The following is an 18,741-nucleotide window of genomic DNA, read 5'->3' as shown; positions in this document are numbered from 1 at the left end:
CGGCTGAGGGCGAGGCCGCCATCCGCACCGTCGTCGACACCGCCCGAATCGCAGGCAGCAGCCCCTTCAGCACCGTCCTTAAAACCATCGGTGCCTGAACCCTGCCATCACAGGCCTGGGTAATTACCGCGTTGATGATGACCTCAAGCCGCCGAACGGTCCGCGGCGGCTCGACCATATGCTCGACCATAGACACAAAACGATCTAATCGAGGAACCGTCAGCAGCATCCTCTACGCCGGCCAGCGAAACGTCGGCTCAAAACATCGTATACGCAATTTCCCTTGCCAGACATAGAAATCACGATGCCAAGTCCTCTTAGCTCCGAACGGCGGCACCGGTCGGCATTATGCCAGATAACGCCTACATCGAGTCGTTCAACGGCCGCCTACGGGCAGAGTGCTTGAACGCTTCGAGGTTCCTATCGCGAGCTGATGCCCATGAACGCATTGAGGACTGGAGGTGCCACTACAACGAAGATCGACCCCATACGGCCTTGGGCGGCTTGACGCCCCGAGCCTTCGCCAAGAAAGCTGTCACAGCCCGAGAAATTGCATAGGTCGTGGACCACAAACCGGGTCAACTGCAGGCCAACACTGCAACAACTTCGAACTCGGACCACCATGTGGGCGCCGATCTGACCTGAACCACACCTAGTTCGCCTATAGGATACACAAATTATTCAAAGGATCGCCCCAATGCGAGCTCGATGTCTGAAATCGACACGAAAAAATTCCAGCCGACATAAGAATTATCAAGATCTGGTAAGGGGCTGCCTACCGCTGCAGCATAAGATATACCTAGACTATCAGCCAGGTGAGCAAAGTAGTCGCCATAATTTGTAGACGGGCCGATTACTACGACATGAGTACCTGGCTGCATAAATAGAACATTGGTAACGGCCGCGCCGCCAACGGCAACTACAATTTCAGCCTCACTAAAAAGACGAATCTGTTGAGCAACGGTCATGCCGTTTGTAACGACTGTCTCAAATCCATTTGATATAAGATATTCTGAAATATCTGCATCATTCAGTACAGCCCTAAAATTTGCTTGACGCGTGACATAGAGACGACGCCGCGGCTTATCAGTCGATAGTTGCCAGCACTTTTCGATCCTGCTCCTCAAGAACTTGATCGATTGCGCGAAGGGGTAAAGACCATCCGTAGTGATTGGAACGATAAGTCGACAGAATTCAACAGGGAACTGATGATCAACCACAACAATTCTAGATAAATCTATCTGACATATCTCAAGAAACTCAACTTGCCAGGCTGTCAGCGACCGGGTAACAACAATCGGCAAATCTAAGTATTCATCCTCCAATGCGGCAAATATAATGCGCGGTAATACGTCAAGTGTCCAATGCGCGAAGCTGCCTTGATCACGGGAGTGGGCTGCAAGCACAACCGGATATTCAATTCGTGTCGTAGCTAAAGGACAATATAGCATGGCCTTTTCATCGGCGGAGTATACAACATTCGGCCATCCATATATATATCTCCCCGGATCACAATTAATAGTTTCCCTGACGATAAAGCGGCGTTCAGCCAAAAGCGTTCCGTGATCATTCAACAGATGGACATTGTCCAAAACATGAACCGATGGATTGCCAAGAATTTTCTTACGTCCCATTGCCAATTCGGTCCCTTCAAACCAAAGGGAAACGGGTGATACTTCCTCGAAGGCACGATCTTCAAACATTTGTTTACTATCGACGGCGACTTCGAAAACACTCTTGTACCCCCCGAAAATATACGATTCACTATCTGCTGCGCATGACAATATTATCTTGGCTGGGATAATATTGCCGAGAGCATATTCTGCAAATGCCCGAAGACGTTTTATACGATCGGAGGAATATAACAAAGTTGCATCAAATTTAGCTGCGATTTCCGCCAACTCGACTAGCCCGCCCACTAATAACAAACGCCTGCAGATGGCAAAATGTTGCTCTTCAGAGAGGGCCGCAGACATTTGCAGCCGCTGAAACGAATCCGACTGGGATATCAGTAAATCGGTAGACTGCCAAAGAAAATCAATATCAGGTGTTTTAGATAACGGTATCTGCCTGACATCAATATGGCCATAATTTTCCACTTCATATTCCAGCTGCTTTATCGAGGTGATTTGGGCAGAAATACTCTCAATCATGATTTGGGAAATGGTAGCAGCGGAGTTACTTTGGCCAACTGTTGCAGACCGAATATTCTCACACAATCTTTGAACGGCGTAGAATAGTTGTCCATCAATTAACCGCTTAGCAATTTCCTTAATTCGGGACTCCTCATATCGTGACGCGGCCGAAATGTTGTCGACATACAACTCGACTGCCGCCCTCGAATATTTGCGACCGCCAGAAGAATGACGTAAGGTTTCAAATCCTGGAATTTCTCCTTCCAACTGCTGTTTCTCTGCAATGCGAGAAGCCTCTGCAATCACAAGATCAGCATACTGTTCACGGCCTCTCTGGCGTAAAGCATCCGCAAGTAATATATAAGGTGGCAACTCGGAGGGCCGTAGGGCAATGTATCTCTGAAGGACTGCCGTCGCAACTTCCGTCGCACCAAGCAAGACACAGAAACGCGCGAAATATAATAATTCTTCCGGCAAAGCATCCGGCTTCGTGCCTATATATGCGAGACTTTCATACGCTTCCCCGTATCTAGCAGATCTAACTAATACAGAAGATAAGTTTTGAGCTATATGAAAATCCACCGGGCGCAGTTCAGTGGCCATCCTGAAATACATAACTGCATCTTGCAACTTGCCAGCTGCGGCGAATCTAACACCCGCTGCAATCAAATCATCAATGTCATTAACAATTTTAGAGTCGCCGCTGCTGGCCACGTCATTGGTAGTTATGGCTGACATGAAGATTTGCGCCTTATTTTTGAATTCTATGGACGGGTCTGACCGATAAACGAAGAAGCTTGCGCCTCAGTTGATATATATATATATTCAATTCTGAGTGTAGTCGATACTGGCCACCGCCATGTTTAAGAACAATATTGTGCGCTCTGCAAATATACTCAGTGTAACTGGGGTCACAATCGTTTGTGCAGCCGGGAGTGGCGCAACAACGTGATATGCCCCGAATAAATGAGAACCCTCAAAAGATGAACTGATTGATTGCTCATCGAGTTGAATTTTCATCTTATCTATCGAGTCGCGATCACCGATTACTTTAATATTTAGACGGGATTTTTTTACTGGAAGTCTCGATAACCGGATTGTGGCACAGCCTGTTTCATTGATCATGCTGCCTCTTGGGGTGGTAATCCAACCTTCGCCACATACTTCGCCAGAAAAATCAATCACTCTGTAGGGTGACATGGCGGACAGACCAGATTCGTAATACTGCCCATTAGTTCTCAGCCAAAGGTCAGGTACAACCAAACGCTCCCGAACGTCAGGATCAGAGATGATCCGCAAGACATCGTCTGGCAGGACTGCGGGACGTTTTATCCGGAACGACGCACCAACAGTCTTTTCTGAGTCAAGCTGCGGAATAGCCATTACATTCATATAATCTTGGCGAAAAACCGCAGCAGGAACAGAGGCTTTGAAACCATGAAATCCGTCCCCGATACCGCGGCCTAACAATGCTTTATCAAATCTTGCCGCAGTTGTCCTAACAAGGACGTTTTTGTCATCGTCGACAATATCTATTACCAGCCGCATGTTATTGCTGTCTGGAACCCAGGCCCAGCCTTCAACGACGTTGTCGTGAACCGACGTTACTTCACCTTGTATATCCGGTCTGTTTTTCGACATTCGTACACAAAGCCTTTAGCTAAAAGCGATCGACCCGTCTGGGCAAATGTTTTTGCCGGTCAAATAATCAATGCCGCGTTGGACATTTAACGGATCCACGATATAGGACCAGTGTGCCGGCGGGCGATCCGAAGGCACTCCTAATCCGAAAACCCAACATAATTCCAGTTGACAAGCCTGCGCTATTCCAATGAGTAGTCCAGGATTGACATGATTATTCTGTGAAATTATCATTATTTTTGTGCCGGGTCGGCAAAAAATTAGATTTGTAACGGCTGAACCGGCCGCCATGCAGACAATATCTGCTCCAGCGAAAGCAGTTCTCTGCTGGTCAAAAGTTAAACTCTCGGGCGAACATATGTGCCCGCCAATACTATTAAAAAAATCCTCAATCTCGATACTGTTATAAATGTCTCTCACGTAATATCCGCTACTTCTCGCCTGTGTCGCGTAATTCCGGCGTGTGATCCAAATCAAAGAGGCATCACAGCTAGCATTTTCACCGTCGCGGAATTTTCTGCTGAGCCATTCGACTGCCTTTGAGTCAATAGCCGCAGCATCAAGATCAAGTGCGGGATCGTCGGGCAGATAGGTAGGGCTTGCAATAGCAACCAATTCTGTCACAATATTATCCAAGCCTGCTTCACTCCAAATTATTTCCCGGGATCCTCCGGCGGCTGCGCGAAGCATATCACGGGCTTGACTATCTAGGCGAGCGTCTGCAAGTAACGGCCAATCCGCAAACTCAGGGAATCGATCCAAAATTTCGAGCTTAGTAATATACTCAAATGCTTGATGGAAATACGAATAACTTACTCTTCCGCCGAGAAGAATTGCTCTTTCGATCTTTTTTACCGATTTGTTCAAATTTCGAATTGACAATGTGCCATTTTTGTTCAGATCGAACGCGTCGCTATATCCGGCTGAGAAATATGGGAGCTTGGTCTCTTTATCAAACTGCCACAGAAATTCTCCGGAGGTGACCGCGAAATTTGGCTGGTGAACCCTGGCGTTACGTAGAGTTGCTATCCAGGCAGGAGGTATCTCACGTATTCTACGAGTCTTTAAACTGCACAATCCAAAATAGAAGCACGGCTCTATGCGCAAGTCGGGCCGATTCTCCAATTCTTTATACGATCCGAAGAGTGGTTCGACTTCTCTTATCGGTTTTTGTTTGAATTCTTGTTTATTCATCTTATGCTCTCCCCAGTCGAAAAAATATTTGCAGGTGTGGCGATTATAGGTTGTCTTAATCAACACGCAAGCCATTGCGGTCGAATGGACGGGCATTCTAGCTGCAAGAACTTATGTAACAGTACATCAACATTGGCATTCAGACAATATGCGCTAGCTGCCGTTTTATTGCATTTTATTCCTGCGACAAACAGATATATGATCCTATCTTTGAGGGAAAAGGCGGATCTTGACTGAAGAGTGCTGTATTACTCGGCGCTTTATCAAACGTAAAATGAGTCGAACCGCTTGCTCAGTCGACATATAGCCCTATCCTATTTTTTTATGCCTAAAGTTTAAGCATCTTGATGCTCCAAGATGTGCTAAAAAGGCGACTGGTCAATGTTAAATGTCAGCGACAATTTTTGAGAATAGTCATGCATTCTATAAACTCTTGCTGCCATTTAGGTGATTAGCCAAATATTTTTGTTGCTTTGACCCGATGGGTAAAGATTGTAGAGAGCCAGGGCATGGTCTGGTGCTCGACCTCGATCGAGAGCAGCACCTCTAGATGAAGTGCGTAAGGTATGGTGAAGCGGAAGCCGCAGCGCGCCTCCTCCATCGTGGTTGGCATGTCGCCCAGCACCGCCGCGATCACGTCCGGCCGATGGACGTCCACCGGGATGCGCTGGACCTCGCCGTCGGCCTCGACGATCAGCGTCGCCTTGCCGCGGCTCGCCGAGACGACCCAGCCGGCCAGCACCACCTGCCCGTCTTGGATCTCGGCCCAGACCCGGTCCTGTGGAGACTCCAGGTTCGCACGGGCGAAGGAATCCGGCAGCTCACCGTCGAGTTCGGCCACCGTGCAGCCGACCTCGTACTTCTCGAAGCCGCGCCCCTCGCCGAAGATGGCGGCGAACTCCTTCTGGTACTGCGCGATCCGGGCGTTCTTGATGTCCTCCGGCAGGCCCGACCACTGCCCCTTCTCTTGGACCGTGTAGACCGAGAGCAGCTCCCGCAGGAACGCGATCCGACCCTTGTCGGCAACGTAGAGGTTCATCAGCCAGTCGGCCGCCGAGGCGTTCGCGTAATAGGCCTCCGGCACTCGGCGCAGTGCCTCGGCGCGGTAGAAGCAGCACGAGAAGTTCGCGGTGAGCGGCGAGTTGGCCAGGACCGGGAAGCTGATCGTACCGGTCGGATAGCGGCCCTGCTCGTCGTGGGGCACGTAGGAGCCGGTCGCCGGGTAGTGGAGCAGCACCCAGTTGAAGCACATGTCTAGCTTGCGGTCGTTGCGCAGCATCCGCATTTGCATGGCGATCTTGCGGTCGGACAGCCAGTAATCGTCCGCCTCGCAGAAGGCGACGTACCGGCCCGTACAGGCGGCGAGGCAATCCTGCATGTTGCTCAGCATGCCGAGGTTCTGCGGCCGGGGCCGCACCGCGATCCGCTCCGGATCGCGCGCCCGGTAGCGCTCGACGATCTCGGGCGTCCCGTCGGTGGACTTGTCGTCGCCGATCACGACCTGCAGCCGGAACAGCCCGCGCTGGCCCAGCACCGCGTCGAGGCAGCGGCCGATATCGGCGGCGTGGTTGTAGGCCGTGACAATGACGCTGACGGTCAGCTGCTCCAGCAGCCACGCGCGCAGGGCGTCGGGGTCGCCGGAGAGATCATCCGGCGCGTCGAGGCCCATGTCGCGCAAAGCGTCCCGGGCGATGTCGGGGTTGGCCTCGATCAGGCGCCCGAGGCTCGGCACGTCCTCCTCGTCGAGATAGGCCTCGGCCAGCCGCCGGAAGATCGACTTCTGCGCGGCCTCGTAGCCCGCCGCATAGCGGCCGCCGAAATGGCCGCGCAACTTGCGGAAGAACGCGATCTCGGAGTTGCCGAGCTTCTTGTGGCGGGCGAGCTCGGTGGCGTAGGTCGCCCACATCCCGGCGGCGTGCTTGCGGTAGACCGCCATCACCTCCGGCAGGAAGCCGACGCGTCCGACCTCGGCGTGCATCAAGTGGACATACCAGTCGCCGGGGGCGATGCCCTCGTCGAACACGAACGCCTCCTCGCCGTGGTAGCGCCAGCGGTAGAGCACGCTGTTGGTCTGGATGAAGTTGTGCGCCACGAGGTCGGACAGCGACGGCTGCGGGCTGCACTGCTTCGGGTAGAGCTCGTCGACCCCCGGCATGTCCTCGTAGACGACGCGCACCCGGTGGAAGCAGAGGGTGAATTCCGGGCGCGCCCGCAGGAAGTCGACCTGCCGCTGCAGCTTGCGCGGGTCGGTCCAGTAGTCGTCGCCCTCGCAGATCGCCACGAACGCGCCGCGGGCGCGCGCCGTGAGGTCGGCGAAGTTCCGGTTCGGCCCGAGATTCTCGCTGCGCAGGACGGCCACGAGGTTGGGGTGGCGCGCGGCGTACTCGGCGATGATCTCGGCGGTCCCGTCCGTGGAGCGGTCGTCGCCGACCAGCAGCTCGAAGGGGAAGTCCGTGGCCTGGCCGAGGATGCTCTCCAGCGTCTGGCGGATGAAGGCCGCCTGATTGTAGCTGATGCAGAGGACCGAGACGACCGGCCGGTTCCAGGCCGGCGCGGGCTGGATCTCGGCGCGCGCCCGGATCCAGGCCGCGAAGGGATTGACGAAGCTGCCGTCGAAGGTCTCGTCCGGCGGCGCGGTGAAGTCGGCGCGGGGGCGGCGCCCGAGCCGGGCGCCGTACTTCACGTAGTGCTCCAGGGGCGACAGGTCGGTCAGGCCGACATCGGGATAGCGCGTCGCGTAGCCGATATGGTCGAACAGGCCGCTGGCGTAGATCGTGGCGAAATCGTCCTGCCACGGCTCGAGCGCGGGCGGAGCCGTGATCGAGCCCGGCGCGCTCGCGCCTGCATCGTCCTGCATCGGTCTGATCCCTCGCACGCGCCCCGTCCGGCCGCTCCCTAGATCACGGGACGGGGAGGGTCAACGCGGCCGACAGAGACGATCGCGAAGTCTATCGGCCGTTCTTTTGACTTTATACTTGTCTTGATCGATTACGGAGCGGGTGAAGACTTTCGATATCGGTCATCCCGCCGCGCGCCCGCGCCGTCGAGCGGCCTCACAGCGTTGAGGGCAGGCGCGCCTCCTCCGACCCGTGGTTGTAGTAGTGCATCATCGGATCGGCCCCCGCACTGGCGACGTCGTCGTTGCAGGCGAGATAGAACTGGCGGTCGAACAGGCCGGATGTCTCGAGCCACGCGAGCATCGTCTGCTCGGGCACGACCGGGGCGCGATCCGGGGTGGCCTCGGCTGCTTCCCGATAGAGATGGGCGAAGCGGGCGATCCGGGCCGCGACCTCCTTGGCGGCGGGGCGGCGCACCGACGAGGCGACGACGCTCGACTGCTCGCCGGGACGCCGGCGCTGGAGATCCGCCTCGGCGAGGCGCACCAGCCGGGCCAGCTCACCCTGCGTTTCCTTGAGCCGCGCCTGGGTCTCGGCGAGCTCCGCCCGCAGCGCCTCTACGTCCTCGCCCAAGGTCGGCTCCGTCTCAGTCGCGGGGCCCGACGGGTCTCGGGCACGCGGCCGCCGGCGGGACCGGCCGAAGGCCGGCGCGACGGGGCGCCCCTGTCGGGTCGAGGCCGGCTGTACGATCGGCACAGGGACCGGTCAACCCTACACCCCGAGCGCGAGGTCAGCCCGGCGCGGTGGTCACACCGCCAGCCCGACGGCCTCCTCCGACTCCGCGTCGGCCTCGTCCTCCAGACCCGGGAGCCGACGGCCGACCACCAGCAGGAGGAGGGCGGGGACGACGACGATCAGGGCGATGCCGAGGATCCCGACATGCCCGATCAGACGTCCGTAGAAGCCGCCGGTGACGCCGTCGTGCCAGGAGATCACCGCCATGCCGGCGCCGGCGGCGACGAGCAGCACGGGGATCTTGAACCACAGGGGCCAGGGCGCCCGCCGGGTCCGAGCGGCCGCGCGTGCAGTGGGCTGCGGCGCCGCGCGCTCTCGCTCCGCCAGGAGCGCCGCGATCTGATTCTGAAAATCCGCCTGGACCCGGCTGTTCGGGTCCACGCCGCCGTGCGCGGGGACAGACCCCGGGGCAGGCTCGGCCCGCGCCTCGCCGAGCCCTCCGCCGAGCGGGCCCGGGATCTCGGCCTCGGCGGCGACCATCAGGCGCGCCTCGTGCCGGCGCATGAACAGCCACAGGGCGACGGCGCCCAGCAGGACGAAGGCCAGCAGCCCGAGGCCGACGGGACCCATCACGTTCTCGATCGAGCGGCCGCACAGGTAGGCACCGAACCCCATGATCGAGGCCCAGGCAACGCCGCCGAGGGCGTTGAAGGCCATGAAGCGGCGGGCGTCGAGCTTGTTCACGCCGGCCAGGACCGCCGCGTAGGCCCGGAGCATCGCGGTGAAGCGGCCGAAGAACACGATCTTCCCGCCATGCCGGCGGAACAGGTACTGGCCGAGCTTGAGCCGGCCGTGGTCGAGCCCGATCAGGTGGCCCTTGCGCAGGAGCAGGGGCAGGCCCCAGCGGCGGCCGACCCAGTAGCCGGCATTGTCGCCCAGGATGGCGGCGGTCGCGGCGATCGCCACGACGACGGCGATGTTGATGTTACCGGTGCTGCCCGCGTAGGCCGCCGAGGTCAGCAACACCGTCTCGCCGGGTAGGGGCAGTCCGGCGCTCTCCAGGGTGATGATGACGAAGATCGCCAGGTAGCCGTAATGCGCGATCAGGTCAGCGATCGGCAGATCGTGCAGGAAGGACATGGGGTCTCCTCGCGGATCGATACCGCGCGCTGTCGCCGACAAACGTGGCCGCTCCGGGGCGGCGTGACCATCCGGCCGGTCAGCCGGCGCCGGAGGGCACGCCCGCCGCCCGCGACCGGGCCAGATGGGCGCGCATCCACGCGATGGTCCCGGTGAGCCCCGCCTGCAGGGGGACGCGGGGCTGCCAGCCGAGCTCAGCCCGGATCAGCGCGGTGTCGAGCACGTTGGCCGGCACGTCGGCGGCGCGGCTCGGCCGGTGCACGCAGGGGAGGTGGTCCCGCCCGAAGGCCGCCTTCAGCTCGGCGATGACCTCGTTGACGCTCAGGCCCCGGCCGCTGCCGACGTTCAGGACCTTGTGCGGCCCCCGATAGGCGACGGCCCCCAGGAAGGCGTCGCTCACGTCGTCGATGTGCAGGAAATCGCGCACCACCGCGCCGGTCCCCCAGACCTCCAGCGGCTGGTCGGTGAGGACGCGGTGGATGTAGCTGCCGATCAGGCCCTGGTGCTTGGTCCCGAGCTGGAAGCGGCCGTACGGGTTGGCGATCCGCAGGATCTGGTAGTCGATCCCGTGCAGATGCCGGTACAGGAGGAGCGACTTCTCGATCATCAGCTTGCTGATGCCGTACGCCGAGATCGGGTCGGTCGGCGCTTGCTCGGGGATCGGGATGGCGGCCGGGATCCCGTAGATCGCGCCCCCGGAGGACGCGAACACGAGCTTCCCGATCCGGGCCGAACGGCAGATCTCCAGGAGGTGCAGCGTGGCGATCGGCGCCGCCGAGAGCTCCGCCGACGGGTCGCGGTTGGAACTCTCGGGGATCGAACCAGCGATCAGGTGGAAGACGACGTCCTGGCGCTCCACCGCGTTGGCGAGGGCGAGGCGGTCGGAGAACTGGCCGGACACCCGGGCGACGCGCCGGTCCAGGACCTCGGCCTGCGGGTGGCTGCGGCTGAAGCACGTGACCTCGGCGCCCGCCGCCGCGAGGCGGTTGCACAGGTTCAGCCCGAGGAACCCGCCGCCGCCCAGCACGAGGCAGCGGGCGCCCACGAACCCTGCTGGAGGTTCGTGGGCGGCGTCGCCGCTCATGGCCGCGGATCGGCGGGGTGGGCCCCTTCGGACCCGGCCTCCCCCACCACGATCAGGCGCTCGAGCAGCGTCCGGGCTGTGTCCTGCAGCGCGCGCCGGGTCGGCTCCAGGGACGCCTTTCCTGAGGCGCGGGCCGCCGCGTAGGCCGCCGCGTAGGCGGTGTCCCAGGCGGCGGCGAGGATCGGACCGCCGGCCGCTTCCAAGTCGTCGCGGATCGCCGTCCAGGCCGCCCGCTGGGCGGCGTCCCAGGCCGCCGCCCGCACGTAGGGGCCGGTCTGGCGCAGGGTGAGATTGGCGACCGCCGCCCGCTTGCGGGCGCGCCGGAGGTCCTCGCACAGCCCGGCGAGGTCGCCGGGATCGCGGATCTCGGGCAGGCCGGCCAGCGCGTCGGCCTCGACGTTCAGCTTGGCGAGGTGGAACCACGCCGGCAGGTGGACGCGGACGAGCCAGTCGGCCACCATCCCGGCCCGGCGTCGCTCGACGGGTTCCGGACCGCGCGTCCCGACGAGGCGGGGGAGGAACGGGAGGATGAGTCCGTCCCGCTCCTCCTGGGGCAGGCCATCGCTCCAGGTGCGGATGAAGGCGGCGATCACGGGCGACGCGCAGGCCGGCCGGTCCGAGAGCGGCTCGCCGGCGAGATGGGCGACCGCCTCCATGGCGCACAGCGCCCCGTCGCGCCCCGCCTGCCGGCCGGCCGCTAGCGTCCGGACCGACGCGATCCGATCACCGTCGATCTCGTGGCTCCCCGAATCCGGCATCCGAAGGCTGTCCCTCTCTCCCGCCCGCGCGCCGGCCCGCCGCCGCCGCCGCCGGCCGGCGCCTGAAGCCCCGGCCGATCGGTTCGGGACGGGGATTTACCAGTTCCGCGGCGAGACGCTAAGGGTGGGCTCCTGCCACGACGCCCGATGCGCGGCCCCGCCCTGCCGGCGGCCGTCCGAGGTTGGCACCACGTCGAGGCCGGGAACGGGCCGGTCGAGCGCGCGGAATATGTCACACTTCCTGGACCTGATCAGAGATCATCGCGGCGGCCAGGCCGATCTGATCGCGCGGCTCGGCGCGCTCGCGGCCGACCCGGGGGCGGCGGGGACCAGCCCCAGCACGATGATCCGCCATCTCGACGCCCTGGCGTTCCGGCTGGACGGCGGCGGCGCGCCCGACCTCGCGGCGCAGGCCTACGACCTCGCGGCCACCCTGGCGGGCCGCGACGGCGGCCGCTGGACCCTGGCCGCCGCGGAGTCGCGCCTGCGCGACCTCTGCGCCCGCGGACGTTTCGCCAAGGCGGATCCGGTCGTCGCGCGGCTGCGCGCCGCGGACGCGAACCGGCTGCGGCCCCGGGTCATGGAGGACCTGATCGACCGGGCCTGGCTGCTGGAGCTGCGCGGCGAGGCCGAGGCGAGCGTCCAGTGCTACCGCCTCGCCCTGGATCTCAACGGCGGCGCGCCCGGCCTCGTCTCGCGGGACGGGGATCCGCTCGCCAAGAAGATCAAGAACCTGCGCAGGCTGCAGCTCGACGCGCTGATCGCGGCCGGGGAACTCGACGCGGCCGTCGCGCTGCACGAGACGACCCGCCGGCTGATCGGCGCCGGCCCCCTGGCCTGCTACGACATGGTCACCGCCGCGTCGCTGGCCGGCCGGCCGGGCATCGACTACGCCGAGCTGCGGCCGCCACGGCCGATCCAGGCACCGCATCTCAAGTTCACCGAGCCGCCGCCGCCCCTCACCTCCGAGCCGGGGGATCTGGAGGCGCCGAGCCAGTACCTCGCGTTCGTCGACGGCTGCCACGCCTTCCCGCGCAGCAACCTCGTGGTGAAGGACGGCCACCTGATCTACGACCTCGCTGCCCATCCCCGGCGGCGGGACGTGTTGCTCCAGGACGGGGTCAACCCGGACCAGATCGTGATGGCGGCCTTCGGGGAAAGGCGGGCCCTCGTCGAGGTTCCGGAGGACAGCCTGTCGATCGAGGCCGGCCTGTCGATGTTCGGGCTCCAGAGCCGGAATTACGGCCACTGGTTCTGCGAGTTCGTCCCGCGCATGCTCGCCTACAACGACCCGCGCTGCCCGGACGGCATCCCGCTCTGCATCGACGACCACATGCCGGCGACCCACGAGGAGGTGGTCCGGCTCCTCGACACGCGCGACCGCCCGATCATCAAGCTGCCGCCCCGGCCGGTGGCGTTCGGCCGGCTCGGCCTCGCGCCGGTGCCCGCCTTCTTCCCGTTCGAGATGCGGCCGGGACAGCCGGTATACGACACGATCTGGCCCTCCGACATCCTGGCGGATCTGCGCACCCGCATCCTCGACAGCGCCCGCGCGCGCGGGGCCCTGAGCGGCCGCACCGGCCGCCGGCTGTTCATCTCGCGCAAGGCCTTCGCGCAGCGCCAGCTCGTCAACGAGGTCGAGATCGCCGAGGCGCTCCGGCCGCACGGCTTCGAGGTCATCACCCCGGAGACGATGACGTTCCTCGAACAGGTCGACGCTTTCCACGCCGCCGACATCATCGTCGGCTCGTCGAGTTCGGCGCTCACCAACGGGCTGTTCTGCCGCCCGGATTGCCGGATTCTCGGCCTGATACACGCCAATCTGAGCTTCAACTTCCGGGGCTATACGAGTTTCATCGAGGCTGGAGGCGCGCAAATCACGTTCCTGCGCGGCCAAACGACAAGCGAGGACGGACATGCCTTCCACGCCAGCTACCACGTCACACCGAGCTTAGTGGTCACGGCTCTAGAGCATCTGCAGCTACCAACGCTGGCCCTAACGTCCCTGCAGCCGCAAGCTGCACGATCAATCATCAGACGGTTACTCGGTGTGTTGCCGATTGCTCGACGAGCCAACGGAAGATAAACCTGTGGTTGCCTTTTTCTCATAAATCTCACTCAGGTAGAACGCGGCCATTGCGGATCGGCTAACTTGCGCTTACAGGGCTTCGCGATGTCGGACTGCGACAGAATGGGAACGGCCGTCGATCGCGGTTGAAGCCCCCCTGCATTCACAATCCGACCTCAGGGAGCTGGGATTTCGGTATGGAAGCAATGACTCAGCCACACCTGATAGAATTTCGGCACATCCTCGATCACAGAGGAGCTCTAACCCCTGTCGAGGCCGAGAAGGACGTGCCTTTCGCTATCAGGCGCATCTATTTCATCTACGATGTCTCGCACGGCGCCGTGCGCGCAGGGCACAGCCACAAGGAACTGCAGCAGGTCCTTATCGCGATCTCCGGCAGCTTCAAAGTTCACTTGGATGACGGCCGTAGCCGCCAGACTTTTCTCCTCAACCGCCCCAACATCGGCCTCTATGTCCCACGAATGGTGTGGCGAGATATCGACGAGTTTTCAGGTGGAGCAGTGTGTCTTTCCCTCGCCTCACAATATTACGAGGAGAGCGATTATTTCAGGGACTATGACACGTTTATGCACGCTGTGGGACACCGATAGAGGAGGTCCGCAATGAAGGTTCCGTTTCTCGATCTCAGTCGAACACACGACACTATCCGCGCCGAACTCGACGCCGCATGGCATCAAGTCCTCGACCGATCCCGATACGTCCTGGGTGAGGAGGTCGAAGCCTTTGAATCGGAGTTTGCCGCCTATTGCGGAGCCGAACACGCAATCGGCGTCGCCAATGGACTTGATGCCCTGATACTCATTCTGCGGGCTTATAGAATCGGCCCCGGCGATGAGGTTCTCGTACCGTCGAACACATTTATTGCGACATGGCTGGCAGTGAGCCAAGTCGGCGCTAAACCGGTCTCCGTCGATCCCAATCCCTCGACATACAACATGGACCCGGCCGGAGCGGAGCGGGCCGTGACCAGCCGGACGAAGGCCATCATTCCGGTCCACCTTTACGGTCAGCCAGCCGACATGGAGGCATTCCGCGCCTTAGCGCACCGACACAGTCTAGTCTGCATTGAAGATGCCGCGCAGGCTCACGGCGCCACCTTCGCCGGGCGGCGAACAGGCAGCCTCGGCGACGCCGCCGCGTTCAGCTTCTATCCTGGCAAGAACCTAGGAGCTCTGGGCGATGGCGGCGCCGTGACCACATCCGACAACACGGTCGCGCGCCGAATCCGCGAACTTGCCAATTACGGCTCGCGCGAAAAGTATGTGCATCGACAGCAGGGTGTGAATTCGCGACTCGACGAGTTGCAGGCCGCACTCCTGCGCATCAAGCTTCGCCATCTCGATAGCTGGAACGACCGTCGCCGCTTGGTCGCGGCCGCATATCTAGCTGGCCTCGCCCAGACGGATCTCATCCGACCGCAGGTGGATCCGCGCACGGATCCCGTTTGGCATCTGTTCGTCGTCCGATACTCGAACCGTGATAAGTTGGCGGCGGCGCTTGACCACGCGGGCGTCGGCAACCAAATCCACTACCCGATCGCGCCGGCAGACGCCGAAGCCTATGCGGAGACACCGATCTCCGGGGAAAGCTACCTGGGCCGCGCGCTCGGTCGAGAGATCCTGAGTTTACCAATCGGGCCCCATCTTCATAACGACGAAATTCAACACGTAGTGCTAGCTTGCCAAGCGGCCGCTAACCCGGATTACCGCCGCGATCCGGCGTGAGGTTCAGCGCGAAGGAACGTCGGGCCCGGCTCCGATAGCGGTCCTGAAATCCATGGATAGACCGACGCGCCGGTCATATCGGGGCGACCAAAGTGCGGATAGGCCGGAACTTCACAGGCTCCGCGCGCCAATCTTAAACGCAGAAGGAGACTGCCGTGTCATCGTCTTCCTTGAATGCTGCCGGCGACGATCCTTCCGAGAGCCGATCAGGCCCCTTGGAGCGGCTCCGGATCGAGCGCGACGTCGATCTGGCCAAGGTCGACCTAACGTTCGAGGGGTTTCGCGCTCTTGCTCAGAATCCGCACCTCACCGCCAACGAGCGGATCGGCTTCCCAGAGACATACCGCAAAGGTTTCGAAGAGGCGATCCTTCGTGATATTACCGCCAAGCTTCCAGCATTGAACGAAACAAACGCCACAATAGTGGATATCGGCCCCGGATGTGCCGGGCTGCCGCATCTGCTGATCGACCTATGCCGAAAGCGGAATCATCGCTTGTTCCTCGTCGACAGCGCAGAGATGCTCGCACAGCTGCCCGATGTCGACGACGTGACTGTGAAAATCCCCGGCGCTTTCCCGGCAATCCAAAATTCGATCCGGGATACCCTCGGCCGAGCCGATATTGTCCTCTGCTACAGCGTCTTCCACTACGTGTATGTGGAGGGCAACCCCTTCACCTTCCTCGACAGCGTCGTCGAGCTTCTTGCCGATGGAGGCCGTGCTTTAATCGGGGACATCCCGAACATCTCGAAGCGCCGTCGCTTCTTCGCGAGTGAGACAGGTCGACGTTTCCATAAGACATTCACTGGGACCGAGACCGAGCCGGACGTACGGTACAACGAGCCGAGTCCCGGCAAAATCGACGATGCCGTGCTTACAGGGCTTATCCAGCGCGCGCAGGCCGCGGGCGCGGATGCCTATGTAATGCCTCAGGCGCCGGATCTCCCTATGGCTAACCGGCGCGAAGATCTTCTCATCATAAAGGCTTGATAGATGAAACCGCTCGTTATCTTCGGCAACGGCGAAATCGCCAGCATGGCCTATGAATATTTCACTCATGACAGCGACCATGAGGTAAAGGCTTTCTCGATCGGTGAGGCTTACATCACGCAGCCGCACCACCACGATCTGCCGGTGATCCCGCTTGACCAAGTGCGGCAAGCCTTCCCTCCAGAGGAGCACGACGCCTTCGTCGCCATCGGCGATTCAAAACTAAACCGAGTGCGGGCCGACCTCTGCGCACAGGTTAAATCCATGGGCTACAAGCTGACGTCGTATGTCAGCACCAAGGCCTTTGTTTGGCACAATGTCACGATTGGTGAAAACTGCTTTATTTTAGAGCAAAACGTCATTCAGCCGTTTGTTGAGATTGGAAACAACGTCACGCTTTGGAGCGGCAATCACATCGGCCACCGCTCAGTTATCGAGGACAATGCTTTCGTCAGCTCACACGTTGTGATTTCCGGTTTTTGCCGGATTGGGGCTTATAGCTTCCTCGGAGTCAACGCTGCTATCGGACACGGCGTTACTATCGCCCCTGACAACTTCATCAGTATGGCCTCAAGTATCGCGCAATCCACGGAACCGGACAAGATTTATCAGGGCAATCCGGCGGAGCCGCGCAAGATCGCCGCCACTCGCTTCTGCCGAGCACGCTAGCGATGACTGTAACAATACAGCGGTTCACCCATGATCAAGCCTCAGCTTGGAACGCACACAATCACACGGCGCCGAATGGACACTTTCTGTTCGATCGCGGCTTCATGGATTACCACGCCAACCGGTTCAAGGACGCTTCGCTAATCATCACCCGCGACGATACCCTGCTAGCAGTGCTTCCCGCAAATATCGACGGCGATACAGTATACTCCCATCAGGGATTAACTTTCGGTGGCCTCCTCACTGGCCGTATGTCGGCCGAATCGACCCTGATGGTGTTTGAAAATCTTCTCAATTATTACAGGACCACTGGCGCCAAGAAGCTGGTCTACAAGCCAGTCCCATCGATCTATCATCGCCAGCCCGCCGAAGCAGATCTCTACTGTTTGTTCCGCTTTGATGCCCAATTAGTTCGAAGGGACGTCACCACAACGATTGACTACCGGCTGCCCGGCGAACTTTCGTCCCGCCGTCGCCGCGGGATCGGCAAGGCGCAGAAGGCCGGCTTGATCATCCGCACTGACAACCGCTGGTCAAAGTTCTGGGACATCCTCGCGCAAACGCTCCAAGAGCGCCACGGCGTCGCGCCGGTTCACACCCTTCCAGAGATTGAGATGCTGGCGGGGCGCTTTCCGGAGAACATCAAGCTCTTCACGGCTGAGCAGGAAAATACGACGGTGGCTGGCGTCGTGATTTTTGAGACCCAGAACGTCGCGCACGCTCAGTACATCGCGTCCAACCGGCAAGGGCGGGACGTGGGTGCATTGGATCTCCTCTTCAGTACCCTAATCAAGACCTATCAACCGATGAAGCGGTATTTCGATTTCGGAATCTCTACCGAAGAAGGCGGCCACGTCCTGAACCAAGGCTTGCTGACCCAGAAGGAGGAGTTCGGCGGCGGTGCCGTGATGCACGACACCTACGCAGTCGCACTGTAGCCGCGCGGCTCTGCCAATCCGAGGCCTGGGCCGGCTCTCGCCCCGGAGGCGCTGATTGGCCTGCTGGCTCGCGCGGGTCAGCCGAGCCGGAGGCCCCGCCCTGCGCTGTTGGCAATCAGGTCACGGGAGCGCCTGTCTAGAGCAGTCCCCGGCCGGGTTGAGTCATCTGGGGTTCTCGCCGGGACAGGGTTGTGATTCGATGGTCTGCTTTCCGAGGAGGAGAGCCGATGGCGTCTGCCCTGTCCGTTGATCTGCACGAGCGAGTGGTGGCTGCGATCGAGGCGGGAGCCTCGCGCCGGGAAGCGGAACGGCGCTGCGAGGTCAGCCCAGCCAGCGCCGTGCGCTGGCACGGGACCTTCGTGCAGGAGGGTCGGAGGCAGGCCAAGCCTATGGGTGGCGATCAACGCTCGCACACAATCGAGGCGCAGGCCGACCTGATCCGGCAGACCTACGAAGCGCAGCCCGAGCTGTTCATGCACGAGTTGCGCGACCGTCTGGCCGAACAGGGTCTGCGGGTCGGGGTCAGCAGCCTGTCCCGCTTCTTCAAGCGCCACGGCATCACGCGCAAAAAATACCGGCCACGCCGCCGAGCAGGAGCGAGAGGACGTGAAGGCCGCGTGCCGGTCTTGGTTCGACGGCCAGCTCGATCTCGACCCGGACCAGCTCGTGTTCCTCGACCAGAGTACGCCTCCGGTGAGAGCCGCCTTGTGAGACGGGGCCTCGTGCCCGACGTCTGACCTTAATGCTGGCGTTAAAGTCATCGGATCAAGGCGATGCGGGTCGAGGTTCTTGCCGGGGTCGAGCGCCG

14 protein-coding genes and 3 pseudogenes are annotated in these 18,741 nt (G+C 60.8%); 8 read left to right on the top strand and 9 right to left on the bottom strand.

Features of this window, described 5'->3' with window-relative positions; all coding sequences use genetic code 11:
* Positions 1-229 (bottom strand): hypothetical protein (locus tag ACLBX8_RS30515; RefSeq protein ID WP_447716297.1); only part of this gene is annotated, 229 nt, incomplete at its 3' end.
* Positions 230-354: 125 nt separating this feature from the next.
* Here ACLBX8_RS30515 and ACLBX8_RS30510 point away from each other — a divergent pair.
* A pseudogene (locus ACLBX8_RS30510) lies at positions 355-558 on the top strand (integrase core domain-containing protein); the annotation flags it as partial.
* A gap of 119 nt (positions 559-677) precedes the next feature.
* On the opposite strand, the gene ACLBX8_RS30505 reads toward ACLBX8_RS30510, so the two are convergent.
* The 8 genes and pseudogenes from ACLBX8_RS30505 to ACLBX8_RS30470 form a co-directional block, all read right to left on the bottom strand.
* A complete protein-coding gene (locus ACLBX8_RS30505; RefSeq protein ID WP_447716296.1) occupies positions 678-2,873 on the bottom strand; it encodes a glycosyltransferase 61 family protein in 2,196 nt (731 codons plus the stop codon).
* Between the two features lie 87 nt (positions 2,874-2,960).
* Positions 2,961-3,776 (bottom strand): hypothetical protein, encoded by an 816-nt coding sequence (locus tag ACLBX8_RS30500; RefSeq protein ID WP_447716295.1) that lies wholly within the window; start codon positions 3,774-3,776, stop codon positions 2,961-2,963.
* A 15-nt stretch (positions 3,777-3,791) separates the two neighbouring features.
* Positions 3,792-4,970, bottom strand: coding sequence for a glycosyltransferase family 61 protein (locus ACLBX8_RS30495; RefSeq protein WP_447716294.1), 1,179 nt, complete (start codon positions 4,968-4,970; stop codon positions 3,792-3,794).
* Positions 4,971-5,421: 451 nt separating this feature from the next.
* A complete protein-coding gene (locus ACLBX8_RS30490) occupies positions 5,422-7,827 on the bottom strand; it encodes a glycosyltransferase family 2 protein (protein ID WP_447716293.1) in 2,406 nt (801 codons plus the stop codon).
* Positions 7,828-8,023: 196 nt separating this feature from the next.
* Positions 8,024-8,440: a hypothetical protein gene (locus tag ACLBX8_RS30485; protein WP_447716292.1), complete on the bottom strand. Its 417-nt coding sequence runs from the start codon at positions 8,438-8,440 to the stop codon at positions 8,024-8,026.
* A 606-nt stretch (positions 8,441-9,046) separates the two neighbouring features.
* Positions 9,047-9,682 (bottom strand): annotated as a pseudogene (locus ACLBX8_RS30480) (DedA family protein); the annotation flags it as partial.
* Between the two features lie 79 nt (positions 9,683-9,761).
* Positions 9,762-10,766: an NAD-dependent epimerase/dehydratase family protein gene (locus ACLBX8_RS30475; RefSeq protein WP_447716291.1), complete on the bottom strand. Its 1,005-nt coding sequence runs from the start codon at positions 10,764-10,766 to the stop codon at positions 9,762-9,764.
* Complete coding sequence (locus ACLBX8_RS30470) at positions 10,763-11,524, bottom strand: hypothetical protein (RefSeq protein WP_447716290.1); 762 nt, start codon at positions 11,522-11,524, stop codon at positions 10,763-10,765. The genes ACLBX8_RS30475 and ACLBX8_RS30470 overlap by 4 nt, the downstream gene beginning before the upstream one ends.
* A 229-nt stretch (positions 11,525-11,753) precedes the next feature.
* On the opposite strand from ACLBX8_RS30470, the gene ACLBX8_RS30465 reads away from it, so the two are divergent.
* The 7 genes and pseudogenes from ACLBX8_RS30465 to ACLBX8_RS30435 form a co-directional block, all read left to right on the top strand.
* Positions 11,754-13,610 (top strand): glycosyltransferase family 61 protein, encoded by a 1,857-nt coding sequence (locus ACLBX8_RS30465; RefSeq protein ID WP_447716289.1) that lies wholly within the window; start codon positions 11,754-11,756, stop codon positions 13,608-13,610.
* Between the two features lie 179 nt (positions 13,611-13,789).
* Complete coding sequence (locus ACLBX8_RS30460) at positions 13,790-14,203, top strand: sugar 3,4-ketoisomerase (RefSeq protein ID WP_447716288.1); 414 nt, start codon at positions 13,790-13,792, stop codon at positions 14,201-14,203.
* Between the two features lie 12 nt (positions 14,204-14,215).
* The gene (locus ACLBX8_RS30455; RefSeq protein ID WP_447716287.1) at positions 14,216-15,337 is read left to right on the top strand and encodes a DegT/DnrJ/EryC1/StrS family aminotransferase; all 1,122 of its coding nucleotides are present in this window, start codon (positions 14,216-14,218) and stop codon (positions 15,335-15,337) included.
* A gap of 155 nt (positions 15,338-15,492) precedes the next feature.
* Positions 15,493-16,326 (top strand): SAM-dependent methyltransferase, encoded by an 834-nt coding sequence (locus ACLBX8_RS30450; RefSeq protein WP_447716286.1) that lies wholly within the window; start codon positions 15,493-15,495, stop codon positions 16,324-16,326.
* A gap of 3 nt (positions 16,327-16,329) precedes the next feature.
* The gene (locus ACLBX8_RS30445; RefSeq protein ID WP_447716285.1) at positions 16,330-16,995 is read left to right on the top strand and encodes an acetyltransferase; all 666 of its coding nucleotides are present in this window, start codon (positions 16,330-16,332) and stop codon (positions 16,993-16,995) included.
* Between the two features lie 104 nt (positions 16,996-17,099).
* Entirely contained in the window at positions 17,100-17,933 is an 834-nt protein-coding gene (locus ACLBX8_RS30440) for a GNAT family N-acetyltransferase (RefSeq protein ID WP_447716284.1), read from the top strand.
* A gap of 227 nt (positions 17,934-18,160) precedes the next feature.
* A pseudogene (locus ACLBX8_RS30435) lies at positions 18,161-18,638 on the top strand (IS630 transposase-related protein); the annotation flags it as partial.
* Positions 18,639-18,741 lie beyond the last annotated feature (103 nt).

This window comes from Methylobacterium sp. D48H (assembly GCF_053345715.1).
The sequence above is the reverse complement of the archived record's forward strand: the minus strand, read 5'-3'. Positions and strand labels throughout refer to the sequence as shown.

Excerpts from the sequence above, each read along its gene's own strand:
- ACLBX8_RS30505 (WP_447716296.1), bottom strand. The coding sequence starts at position 2,873 with ATGTCAGCCATAACTACCAATGACGTGGCCAGCAGCGGCGACTCTAAA.
- ACLBX8_RS30500 (WP_447716295.1), bottom strand. The coding sequence starts at position 3,776 with ATGTCGAAAAACAGACCGGATATACAAGGTGAAGTAACGTCGGTTCAC.
- ACLBX8_RS30495 (WP_447716294.1), bottom strand. The coding sequence starts at position 4,970 with ATGAATAAACAAGAATTCAAACAAAAACCGATAAGAGAAGTCGAACCA.
- ACLBX8_RS30490 (WP_447716293.1), bottom strand. The coding sequence starts at position 7,827 with ATGCAGGACGATGCAGGCGCGAGCGCGCCGGGCTCGATCACGGCTCCG.
- ACLBX8_RS30475 (WP_447716291.1), bottom strand. The coding sequence starts at position 10,766 with ATGAGCGGCGACGCCGCCCACGAACCTCCAGCAGGGTTCGTGGGCGCC.
- ACLBX8_RS30470 (WP_447716290.1), bottom strand. The coding sequence starts at position 11,524 with ATGCCGGATTCGGGGAGCCACGAGATCGACGGTGATCGGATCGCGTCG.
- ACLBX8_RS30465 (WP_447716289.1), top strand. The coding sequence starts at position 11,754 with ATGTCACACTTCCTGGACCTGATCAGAGATCATCGCGGCGGCCAGGCC.
- ACLBX8_RS30460 (WP_447716288.1), top strand. The coding sequence starts at position 13,790 with ATGGAAGCAATGACTCAGCCACACCTGATAGAATTTCGGCACATCCTC.
- ACLBX8_RS30455 (WP_447716287.1), top strand. The coding sequence starts at position 14,216 with ATGAAGGTTCCGTTTCTCGATCTCAGTCGAACACACGACACTATCCGC.
- ACLBX8_RS30445 (WP_447716285.1), top strand. The coding sequence starts at position 16,330 with ATGAAACCGCTCGTTATCTTCGGCAACGGCGAAATCGCCAGCATGGCC.
- ACLBX8_RS30440 (WP_447716284.1), top strand. The coding sequence starts at position 17,100 with ATGGATTACCACGCCAACCGGTTCAAGGACGCTTCGCTAATCATCACC.